Origin of the sequence: Amycolatopsis kentuckyensis (assembly GCF_041679295.1) — a bacterium.
GTDB lineage: Bacteria > Actinomycetota > Actinomycetes > Mycobacteriales > Pseudonocardiaceae > Amycolatopsis > Amycolatopsis kentuckyensis_A.
In genome coordinates this window covers 53323-64883 of record NZ_JBGDMD010000020.1, presented here as the reverse complement: position 1 = coordinate 64883, position 11561 = coordinate 53323, and the positions used below count along the sequence as shown (strand labels likewise).

Annotated in this window: 5 protein-coding genes; 1 reads left to right on the top strand and 4 read right to left on the bottom strand. The window is 65.7% G+C overall.

Annotation, left to right across the window (positions count from 1 at the left end; all coding sequences use genetic code 11):
* The 4 genes from ACERZO_RS48170 to ACERZO_RS48155 all read right to left on the bottom strand — a co-directional run.
* Positions 1–1771 (bottom strand): hypothetical protein (locus ACERZO_RS48170; RefSeq protein WP_372672738.1); only part of this gene is annotated, 1771 nt, incomplete at its 3' end.
* Positions 1772–2167: 396 nt separating this feature from the next.
* A complete protein-coding gene (locus tag ACERZO_RS48165; RefSeq protein WP_372672737.1) occupies positions 2168–5092 on the bottom strand; it encodes a tetratricopeptide repeat protein in 2925 nt (974 codons plus the stop codon).
* 588 nt (positions 5093–5680) lie between these two features.
* The gene (locus tag ACERZO_RS48160) at positions 5681–7180 is read right to left on the bottom strand and encodes a pentapeptide repeat-containing protein (protein ID WP_372672736.1); all 1500 of its coding nucleotides are present in this window, start codon (positions 7178–7180) and stop codon (positions 5681–5683) included.
* Positions 7181–8346: 1166 nt separating this feature from the next.
* On the bottom strand, positions 8347–9732 hold the full coding sequence (locus ACERZO_RS48155) for a pentapeptide repeat-containing protein (protein ID WP_372672734.1): 1386 nt from the start codon (positions 9730–9732) through the stop codon (positions 8347–8349).
* 563 nt (positions 9733–10295) lie between these two features.
* Here ACERZO_RS48155 and ACERZO_RS48150 point away from each other — a divergent pair.
* On the top strand, positions 10296–11120 hold the full coding sequence (locus tag ACERZO_RS48150; RefSeq protein ID WP_372672733.1) for a cyanobactin maturation protease PatG family protein: 825 nt from the start codon (positions 10296–10298) through the stop codon (positions 11118–11120).
* The last annotated feature ends 441 nt before the right edge of the window (positions 11121–11561 follow it).

Here is an 11561-nt window from a genome sequence, read left to right as displayed (position 1 = left end):
GCTCCAGGCCTTCCCGATGCCGCCCCACCTCCCCCAGACTGGCCTCGAGGTTCCTCAGGGACTTGGCGAGGTCAGAGAGGTACCGATCAGGCTCGACGTCGGCCAGCCCACGGTAGATCGTGACGGCCTCTTCAGTCGCCTCCAGGGCTTCCCGATACCGCCCGATCGTCCACAGGTTGTGCCCGAGCCCGACCAGAGAGTCGGCGAGGTCAGGACGATACCTATTAGGCTCAGACTCGACCTGTGCGCGGTGCTGGGTGACGAGTAACTGGCTATGAGCAGCACTCAGGTGGGGAAACGCTGCCGGCGGGTTGAGTTCGAGAAGCCGTTCGCGGGCGCGGATGTCGTCGGCGACGTCGGTGGTGATCAAACCTGCCAGAGCGCGGTCAAGTAGGTGGCCGGTGACACCGGTGGCCAGGATTACGACCAGCGCTTCAGGAACCTGGCTGATTTGGTGGGCGAGCAGAATGGTGAGCTGCTCGAGCGCATCTTCGTACGTGGTGTAGGCGCGAGCTAGCACCGGCGCCGCGGCAGGAGCATCCTGATCTCGCAGCAGATGTGGGCACCGGCAAAGGGTGTCAAGGACCAGGCGTTCGGCGACGAAGTGCGGAACCAAGTTGGGCCGGTGATCTGGCCCCAGTGGGTAGCGTCGGTGCACCCAGCCGGCAATTGCGATGCGGGATTCCTGAGCAGTGTCGTGGGCGAACTGAAGTAGCCGCCTCAGCAGCGTCGCGGCCTCCTCAACATCGGCGGCCGGTGACAGCAGCAGCACCGTCAGGGCTTCGGCGAGTGTGTCCACGTCACACCCCACAGGCAGACGCGGCAGGTCGGCGGCCCAGCCGCGTTGTTCCAGGGCGACCAGCTCGGTGAACAGCTCGGCCGCTGGCTGGGTGCGGGAATGGATGCGCCCCAGCACCGCTAGCAGCGCACGAGCGTGCAGCACCAGCGGCGTATCGTCTTCCGCCCCGACCGGGCGATCCGGCACGTCTGGCGGGGAGACCTGCAGGGTGCGGGCGTAGGCTCGGACGGCCTCGCCGTACCAGCGCTGCCGGTCGCTGGCCTCGCCAACGGGTTCGAGTGTCTCGATCCGCCTCAGATGCGGTAAGACCGTGTCGGATAGCACCGGTACTGCCGCAGCAGTACGGGCAAGCAACAGCACGCGGACCAGACCCGGGTGGCGGATCGCGCCACCGAGCAGAGCTTCCAGTACACCGGCGGCGACGCGGTCGGCGTCGTCGACAATCACCAGCGTCGGGTCGCCGGCAGCGACGATCCGCTCGACCAGCCCCGCTCCATCACCCTGCAGGCGACCAGCCGCCCATCCCTTGCTGAGCAGAGACTCCGCCACCGCCAAAGCCAGACGACTCTTGCCCACCCCGGCCGGGCCGACCACCAGCCTCGCCACCTCAGCCCGCGGATCACGGTGTTCGCACCACGCCACCAGCCGGTCATGGACGGCGTTCCGGCCCCACAACGGCGTAGGACTGAACGAGGCGGTCAGCCAATGCACTACGCCTCGCGCTCCGGAACCCGCATCGTTGTGTCCAGGGGCAGTCTCATCGGCCGCAAGGTCGGGCGCGGGCGGCCGCAGAGGCCCCAGCATCGCATCACGCGCAGCCCGCAGATCCTGCTGGTCGCGCCCCGCTTGCCACACTGACAAGGCCACCTGGACCACCACCAGCACGACCAAGAATACGGTCAACGCCCACGAGAACCCGCCGGTAGCCAGATTTGTTAACACTCCGACCCCGGCAGCAACGACCACCGACACGAGCCCGTGCCACCATCGCATCCCGCGCAACCGACTCATACACCATCTGTCGCCCGGCGGCTCGCTTGCGTAACACACCCACAGTAAAGGCACCGTCAGTGAGAAAATGACATGTGCACAGAGACTGATCATGGCGACATCGCCGTGAGACAGCTCAGGAGCGCACACGTCACACAAGATCGACATGTCACACGCCGTGAGACCCTACAGTCGGTGTAGGGTCTCACGATTTGTGTCGAAATCTCACCGGTCGTGTCGTGTGAATGTCGTCAACGACACTCACGTGAGATTCTGTGCAGCGCAGATTGATATTGGGCCGCGTGGTGTCTCCAGACATCCAGCGGCTCAACTGGTACGCATACGCCACCACCGGGTGCTGTCTGACCGCGGAGGACTTCATGCGTCGTAGGCGCGGTCAATGGGTGAGACCGGCGCATCGAGACTGAGAGCTGCTGCTTCGTCATGGCGGCCGAGAAGGTCCAACTGCTGACAAAGGTGCGCCAGTTCGCTTCGGTACCGTCCTTCGTAAAGCTGTGGATCTTTTTCACTGCAGGCTCTCCACACTGCCAGCGCTTCACGTCTGGCAATGAGCGCGCCGTCGATGTCGTTACCCTCCTGTCGATAGATCCCGAGATTGCGCAACGAGCGGGCGAGGTCGGGGCGGTAACGATCAGGCTCCGCCTCGACCAGCCCACGACGGATCGTGACGGCCTCTTCAGCGAACCCCAAAGCCTCCCGATTCCGCCCCACGTCCCGCAGGTAGGCCCCGAGGTTGTGCAGCGAGCTGGCGAGGTCAGGGCGGTAACGATCAGGCTCCGCCTCGGCCAGCCCACGACGGATCGTGACGGCCTCTTCAGTAGCCCCCAAAGCCTCCCGATACCGGCCCACCTCCCGCAAGGGGGTCCCAAGGTTGTGCAGCGAGCGGGCGAGGTCAGAGCGGTAACGATCAGGCTCCGCCTCGGCCAGCCCACGATATATCGTGACGGCCTCTTCAGTAGCCCCCAAAGCCTCCCGATACCGGCCCACCTCCCGCAGGTAGGTCCCGAGGTTGTCCAGCGAGCGGGCGAGGTCAGAGCGGTAACGATCAGGCTCCGCCTCGGCCAGCCCACGACGGATCGTGACGGCCTGTTCAGTAGCCCCCAAAGCCTCCCGACTCCGCCCCACCTCCCGCAGGTAGGTCCCGAGGTTGTCCAGCGAGCTGGCGAGGTCAGGGCGATACCGATCAGGCTCCGCCTCGGCCAGCCCACGATATATCGTGACGCCCTCTTCACCGGCCCCCAAAGCCTCCCGACGCTGGCCCACCTCGCGCAGGTAGGTCCCGAGGTTGTTCAGCGAGCGGGCGAGGTCAGGGCGATACCGATCAGGCTCCGCCTCGGCCAGCCCACGATATATCGTGACGCCCTCTTCACCGGCCCCCAAAGCCTCCCGACGCTGGCCCACATCCCGCAGATAGTTCCCGAGGTTGTTCAGCGAGCTGGCGAGGTCAGGGCGATACCGATCAGGCTCCGCCTCGGCCAGCCCACGGCAGATCGTGACCGCCTCTTCAGCGAACCCCAAAGCCTCCCGATACCGGCCCACCGCCTGCAGGTAGGCCCCGAGGTTGTGCAGCGAGCTGGCGAGGTCAGGGCGATACCGATCAGGCTCCGCCTCGGCCAGCCCACGGTAGATCGTGACGGCCTCTTCAGTGGCCCCCAAAGCCTCCCGATACCGGCCGACCTCCTGCAGGTAGGTCCCGAGGTTGTTCAGCGAGCTGGCGAGGTCAGGGCGATACCGGTCAGGCTCGGTCTCAACTTGTTCGCGATGGTGGGTGATGAGTAGCTGACTACAGGCGATGCGCAGGTGGGGGAACGTTGCCGGCGGGATGAGCACGAGAAATCGTTCGCGGGCGCGGAGGTCATCGGCGACGTCGGTGCCGATCAAATCTGCCAGAGCGTGATCAAGTAGGTGGCTGGTGACGCCGGTGGCCAGGATCACGGCAAGTGCTTCGGGGAGCTGGCTGGTTTGGTGGGCGAGCAGGATGGTGAGCTGTTCGAGCGCATCATCGTAGGTGGTGCAGGCACGCACTAGGACCGGCGCTGCGGAAAGAACATCCTGCTCGCGCAGCAGCTGCGGGCAGCGGCGAAGGGTGTCAAGGACCAAGCGATCGGCGACGAGGTGAGGAACCAGGTCCGGCCGGTGGTCAGGCCCTGGTGGGTAGCGTCGGTGCACCCAGCCGGCAACGGCGATACGGGACTCCTGCGCAGTATCGTGCGCGAACTGAGGTAACCGACGCAGCAATGTCGCTGCCTCCGCAAGATCAGCGGCAGGCGACAGCAGCAGCACCGTCAAGGCTTCGGCGAGTGTGTCCACGTCACACCCCACAGGCAGTCGCGGCAGGTCGGCGGCCCAGCCGCGTTGTTCCAGCGCGACCAGCTCGGTGAACAGCTCGGACGGCGGCTGGGTGCGGGTATGGATGCGCCCCAGCACCGCCAGCAGCGCACGCGCGTGTAGCACCAGCGGCGTATCGTCCTCCGACCCGACCGGACGATCCAGCAAATCCGGCGGGGAGTCATCCAGCGTGCGGGCGTAGGCCCGGACGGCCTCGCCGTACCAGCGCTGCCGGTCGCTGGCCTCACCAACGGGCTCCAGCGTCTCGACTCGCCTTAGATGCGGCAAGACAGTGTCAGACAGCACCGGCACTGCCGCAGCCGTACGAGCAAGCAACACCACCCGGACCAGATCGGGATGGCGTATCGCGCCACCGAGCAGAGCCTCCAGTACAGGAGCACCAACACGCTCGGCGTCGTCGACAATCACCAGCGTCGGGTCGCCGGCAGCGACGATCCGCTCGACCAGCCCCGCTCCATCACCCTGTAGGCGACCGGCCGCCCAACCCTTGCCGAGCAGAGACTCCGCCACCGCCAGAGCCAGACGGCTCTTGCCCACCCCAGCCGGGCCGGTTATCACCCTCGCCACCTCAGTCCGCGGATCACGGTGTTCGCACCACGCCACAAGCCGGCCGTGGACGGCGCTCCGGCCCCACAACGGGGTAGGACTGAACGGAGCGGTCAGCCAATGCACCACACCCCGCGCTTCGGAGCCCGCATCGTTGTGTCCAGGGGCAGTCTCATGGGCCGCAAAGATCGGCGCGGGCGGCCGCAGAGGCCCCAGCGTCGCGTCGCGTGCATCCCGCAGATCCTGCTGGTCGCGTCGTGCTTGCCATACTGACAACGCCACCTGGACCATCACCAGCACGACCAAGGCCACCGTCAACGCCCACGAGAATTCGCCGGTGGCCAGATTCGTTAACACTCCGACTCCGGCGGCGACGATCACCGACACGAGCCCGTGCCACCATCGCGCTCCGCGCAACCGACTCATACACCACCTGTCGCACGGCGGCTCGCTTGCGTAACACACTCACAGTAACGACGCCGTCAATGAGGAAACGACATGTGCACTGAGACTGATCATGGCGACGTCGCCGTGAGACAGCTCAGGAACGCACAGGTCAAACGAGATCAACATGTCACGCGAGCCGAGAACCTACAGTCGGCGGTCCGCGCTCGGGCGCGCGCGGCGAATTCGGCGACCTGATCCCCCTTCGCCCCGGCACCGGCATCCCCGCCAACTGCCTGCGCGGGGACTTCCTCGTCCACTACGGCATGACCCGCCCCTTCAGCCACCGCTACCGGCTGCACTGCACCCTCTGCTTGTGGACCTGGTTGGAGCGTGACCGTTGACCACGATGAAGGGCGGCGGGCAGGCACCGCCCCGACACCGACAGCGGGCTACCAGTCCGCCCCGCGGGCACGCACACGAGGTGCCTGAACCGCAAGCACCACCTGGCCGCGAGCGCGCAGACCGTCAGCTACGACCACTGGGTGGCCCGCCACGGACTCGTGCAGTCGGTCACAGGAAGTCGCGGCCTCAAGGGGCGCTTCCTTCCGAACTGGGAGGCGTCTCGTCAGGTGGCAGTGCGTCGTGAGCAGTCGGGTCAGAGGAGCGCACCTCTCGGATCGCCTCGTCGAGCCACGCGCTGGTGGTTCGGAGCGCCTCGTTGAGCTTTGCGTCGCCGGTGAAGTTCGCCCCGCCAAACGGGGCGTAGTCTCTGAAGGTCGCCCCAACTGACCCAGGGTCGCGGGTGAAGGCCGCCCCGACGAACCCGGCGTAGCTCTCGAAGGTCGCCCCGCCGAATTCGGCGTGGCCGGCGAAGGTCGCGTCGCCGAACCTGGCGTCGCCGTAAAAGGTCGCGTCGCCGAACCCGGCGTCGCCGGCGAAGGTCGCCCTCGTGAACCTGGCGTCACCGTAGAAGGTCGCCCCGCCGAACTTGGCGTAGCGAGTGAAGGTCGCCCTGTTGAACTGGGAATCGCCGGTGAAGGTCGCGTCGCCGAACCCGGCGTAGCGGGTGAAGGTTGCCCTGTCGAACTGAGCGTGGCCCGTGAAGGTCGCGTCGCCGAACCTGGCGTCGCCGTAAAAGGTCGCCCCGCCGAACCCGGCATCGCCAGTGAAGGTCGCCCTGTCGAACTGAGCGTGGCCCGTGAAGGTCGCGTCGCCGAACCCGGCATCGCCGGTGAAAGTCGCCCTGTCGAACTGAGCGTAGCCGGTGAAGGTCGCGCCGTCGAAGGTTGCTGTTGCGAGTGCGCAGGCCTGGAGGGAGAAGTTGATGAGGATGGCGCCGGTGAGGTCCAGGTAGATGTCGTGCCAGAAGCTGGGTATAGGAAGGTCAGGGTCAGGTCCGGCGTGTAGGTGCAGTTGCAGGATGCGTTGGGCGGTGAGGCGGACCTCGCGTTCCTGCAGCAGAGCTTCGCGGCCACCATCAAGGGATGGCGTAGGCGCGGAGCGGGTGGCGGTGACAGATTGCACCAGCGGGCGTCGGATACCCAGCGGGCGTGGTTGACCTGTCTCCGACGGCGGGACGTAGGGATTGCGGAGATACGCGCAGATGACGTTCACCACGGTCTGCCGCTGGTGTGAATTGTCCTGGGCGACGCGTTCGAGGGCGTAGAGGCCGCCGTGGCGGACCGCGGCCTGCGGCGAGCCGAGTTGCTCGACGGCTTTGAGATACAGCTCGGTCAATCGCCGCTCAGCCGAATCATGTTCTTGGTGAGCGAGCGTGCGTTCAGCGGAGTCCTGGCGCCGCCAAGATAGGTACAGCGCGACAGCACCGCCGCTGCCGACCGCGACGCTCAAACCAACCTTCAGTGCGTCCAGCCGCGCCGACACCAGGTCAGGGCCGTTGAGTCCGGCGGTCGCCGGCCACCACAACACAACAACCGCAGCCACAGTCAGCACGGCGATCACGGCCGCGATCAGCCACATCGCCTTCGGCGACAACTCCCGCAGCCGTGCCCTCTGGGCCGACGCGCCGGATGACGGTGACGCAGGAACGCTCGTGCTCGAGGGCGGCGGCGCGGAGTCGTCGGTCATGCCTATGAGGGTCGCACTAGACGCCCCGGATGTTCCACGCCTCGAGGTCCGACGGTTCTGCTTCGGCTATGACCGGCGGTGCACAACTCTGCTTGTGGACCCGGCTGGAGCGTGACCGTTGACCGCTGGGCTGGCGGGCGGCAGCCTGAGGTCGGACAGTGGTCTGTCGGCGCGACCGGCGGTTGATTATGAGCGCTGTTTCAACGGGCATGATCTCGATGTCGCGGGACGGACCATTGGCTATGACCACTCGATCTATGTGTCGACCTCGAGCTGAAACCTGTGCCAGACGCTTGGTTTGCCCAGGTCGACCTGGTTCGAGATCGATCTGCAATTCGCGCACGAAACGCCGCGGACGCACGCCGAACACGCTCTGATCGCGAGGCCGCCGGCGAGAAGGGCCGGCGTGGGGCCACGTCGTGCTGCAACTACGGAGTGAGCAGATTGGTGTCCTCGACCTGTGGTTGTGCGGAATCGACCAGAGAGGCGTGGTCGGTCCGGTTCAGGTCGATGCCTCCTACCACCGCCGCGGATTCGGCGCGGTACTCGTCGCAGCGGCGTCGGCACGAGGCTCGTGCTATCGGCGGTCGACGACCACAATCGGCGAGTCAGTGGCTGCCCGGGCATTCTGCGCGACCCAGTGCTGGCCGGGTGGTGTGCAGCTGAGCAGTCCGTTCCACTACTCTTGCATGAAGCTCGCGAACGGCGACGACGTCTAGAAACGAATAACCATCTTGAACGAGCACTCCTCAGACTAGAGGGAGTTATCGGTTCAGACCGTGGCCTGGGTTCGATCACGCCACAGCCGCGGGCGTAGGCGGCGCTACCACGCGGCGGATTCGGGCAGGACGGGTGTGGACGGGGTCAACCGTGCTTCAGCTCGACGTAAACGTCGACTCCCGCGCCGGCACCACGGCGTCAGCCGGGTCTCGGCCCGCGCAGCAGCAGCCGGCGGTGCCGGGCTCAGCTGAGCGCAAACCCGACAGACAGGCAGGAAGCGGCCGCTTTCCGGGCCCAGATGGGGCACAGCCAGTACCGGCAAGTTGGTGCTCGCGCACCAGGACACGCCTGCACTGCGGATCGAACCACCTGCCGATGTGGTGGCTCAGACACCACTAACGGAGGCCGCATCTTTCGCTTGCCAAATATCTGCGCCAGACCGAATCTCATCCGGTATCGGAATCCTCCTCATGCCGTGTGATATCGCTCGCAACCGGACTGAACGCACGCCCCTCGTAGGTAGCTCCCTCGAACCGGGCGCCGCCAGCGAAAATCGCCTCGGCGAATCCCGCGCGTCCGGTAAACCTCGCTCCGGAGAACTCGGCGGTGTCAAGAAAGGTAGCCAAGCAGAATTCAGTGAAGCCGGCGAACGTCGCATATGTGAACACGGCGCGGTCGACGAACGTTGCTCTTTCGAACACCGTCACATCGGCGAAGTTTGCCAAGTTGAACACAGTGACGCCGGCGAACTCCGCTTTGCGGAACGTGGCGGCACCGGCGAACGTCGCGTGGTTGAAATCAGCACCTTTGGCGAACGTAGCGCCACCGAATACGGCGGCGTCGGCGAACGTCGCCTCGGCAAACGAGGCTGGGCCGACGAACGTCGCCTCATCGAACCAGGCAGTCCCGTCGAACGTCGTGTCAATAAACGAGCCGAAGACGACAAACACTGCGTTCCGAAAACTGACGTCGCGGACTTTGCAAGACTTAAGGGAAAAGTTGATAAGAGTGGCGCCAGTGAGATCGAGGTCGATGCCACTCCAGAAGAGATCGTGTTCGGGGTCCTCCCCGGGATGCAGATGACGCTGCAGGATCCCTTGTGCTGTCAGCCGCACCTCGCGTTCTTGCAGCTGAACTACTCGGGCTTGGGCGTCAGGGCGCGGTGTCGAGGGGTGAGGGGCTGCCGAGCGCAGCAGTGGGCGCCGCACGCCCAGGCGCCGTTGCGCGCTCGTCTCCACCGGCGGGATGTAGGGGTTGCGGAGGTAGGCGCAGATGACGTTGACCACTGTTTGCCGCTGGGGTGGGTTGTCCTGGGCAACGCGTTCGAGGGCGTAGAGGCCACCGTGGCGGACCGCGGCTTGCGGAGAGCCGAGTTGCTCGACAGCTTTGAGGTACAGCTCGGTCAGCCGCCGCTCTGCCGCGTCATGTTTAGTGGCGTCGGCGACCGCGTCCCGCTGTGCCAAATCAGCCGCATGGGACGCCTGCTGGTGTTGAAGTGCGCGTTCTCGGTTGTCGAGGTCGGCCTCGGTGGACTGCTGCCGACGCCAGGATAGGTACAGCGCGACTATGCCGCCGCTGCCGATTCCGATACTCAGTCCGATCTTTAGCGCGTCCAGCCGCGCGGTCACCAGGTCTTTGCCAGTGAGCCCGGCGGTCGCTGGCCACCACAGCACCAGCACAGCGCCGGCGGTCAGTACCGCGATGACAGCCGCGGTCATCCACATAGTCTTCGGCGTCAACTCTCGCAGCCGCGCCCGCCGCGCTGCCTCGGCGGCCCGCGACGGATTTGGCACACCGGGGTTATCAGGCCCTGGCATCGCATCGTCGGTCATACCCATCAACGTCGCTGGACCAGACTGGGATGTTGCAAGGCAACACAACACATGAGGCGCAAGCCGGATCCAGTCGTGACCACCCGCACCGCCCGTAGCGGCCGGGTAGGCTTCAGCGCCGCACATCGTCGCTGGGTCGCGCAGGCTCTGAACGGCGGAAAGCCAGCCCAGGCAGGCGTTGGTGGCGATCCGGCCCGTCGCCGCGCGCCAAGTAGATCCGAGCATTCCGGGTGTGGTTGACCACGACCGGACCTATCGACAACTTGCAAACCGTGTGATGCTGGGGTTGTTGCAACAGTGGAGGTTTCGATGGCGAACCAAGACAGACCGCAGCCTCGTACCGTGCGGCTCCCGCGCTTCCTTGTTCCCGAGCCGACGGGCCTCGGAGACATCGTCAAGCGTGTCACTATTGCTGCAGGTGTCCGCCCGTGTGGCGGGTGCGCGCAGCGAGCCGCCCGACTGAACGAGTGGATGCAATTTAGGCCGCGGCAATGACGCATCCCTCCTCCCCCGCCAGCGGAGACCGGACCAGCGAGGCAAGTCAACTTCCTGGCGTACCTGCCATGGACCGCCCGATCCAGGCCACGGCCGGGCCAACGCGATCAGGCCCAGAGATCGGCCGGTGGGTCTATGCGATCGGTCGGCTAGTACCCCGGTTCCCCGACCTCGGCGTGGAAAAGGAGTTCGCCCAGGCCGCGGGCGGGATCGCAGCCAACGAGTTGATCGGGACCGACCAACTCCGGGCGGTCCTGGTCCGGGCGGAGAACGCGTACCTTGCGCCGCTAATGTGTTGGGTATTCGCTACCAGCGAGGTCGAGACGTTCATGCTCAGGTGCGCGGACGCAGAGAATGCGACCCGCCTGGTGCAGGCGTTACCTTCCCAAGAAGACACCGACCGCACGGTTCAAGCCATCGTGGGTGTCGCGCGCCCGGCCGATCCGAGCGATCCGTGCGTGGCGACCGGTCTACCGCTGGTGTCGGTCGACCACATGCTCACTTTCACCGTAGACGAGTTCATCGAAGCGCTTGTGGCTGAGGTCGATGAAGAGCTCAAGGACGACGCCCGTCGCGCAGCGAACGATGTGTTCGTGCGTCTGACCCGGCGTTCTGGCAACTGGGGACTGACTGACGAGGACCGCGCGCGGAACTATGCTGCGCTGCGTTACGCACAGCTGTACCACCTTGTGTTCGCAGCGCAGCGCGACAACAAGTCTTTCCTGGGCTTCGAAGTGCGGGCGTCGGCCAGCCCAGGCACACGGCAGTTGGTGGCGATCAGGGTGGTGTTTCGAGAGCGGCGGACCGACGTGGTCGAACGCTACCAGTGCCTCATTGACGTCACCGACCGATTCCCGTTTCTCGCAACTTCGCTGACAGCCGTATACGACTGACGGTGGTGAACCCATGCACTTGCTGCCCCGGTTCACCGCCACCAGCGCGCTGGCACCATTCGGCATCGTCGGAATCCCTCACCCCAGCGTCGGCACCGCAGCATGGGGCGCCGCAAAATCGTGTAACAACATCGCGCTTGCTTCCTGCGAACATAGCGTACTGATCGACTTCGAGTACTGTCGGCGGCGAGTCACCAGCGCATGCTGGGCAGCTGGCTGCTCGCTTGGCAACACAAACGACCCCTACTGCCAGAGCTGCCTGGCTCGGGAAGGTGCCGCATGTACAACCGCCAACGCCGACGGCCTACGCGCGTGCTCCGACCAATACGGCTGCCCGTCTGGGGCCGGGTGGTGTCGCCCCGACTTGGCGAGACCGGTCGGAGACCCGATAGGGACCTGCTGCCCTCCCGACCAGATCGCATGCGCGGGCAACTGCCTACC

Coding starts and splice junctions, on each gene's coding strand:
- ACERZO_RS48160 (WP_372672736.1), bottom strand. CDS start 7,180: ATGACCGACGACTCCGCGCCGCCGCCCTCGAGCACGAGCGTTCCTGCG.
- ACERZO_RS48155 (WP_372672734.1), bottom strand. CDS start 9,732: ATGACCGACGATGCGATGCCAGGGCCTGATAACCCCGGTGTGCCAAAT.
- ACERZO_RS48150 (WP_372672733.1), top strand. CDS start 10,296: ATGGACCGCCCGATCCAGGCCACGGCCGGGCCAACGCGATCAGGCCCA.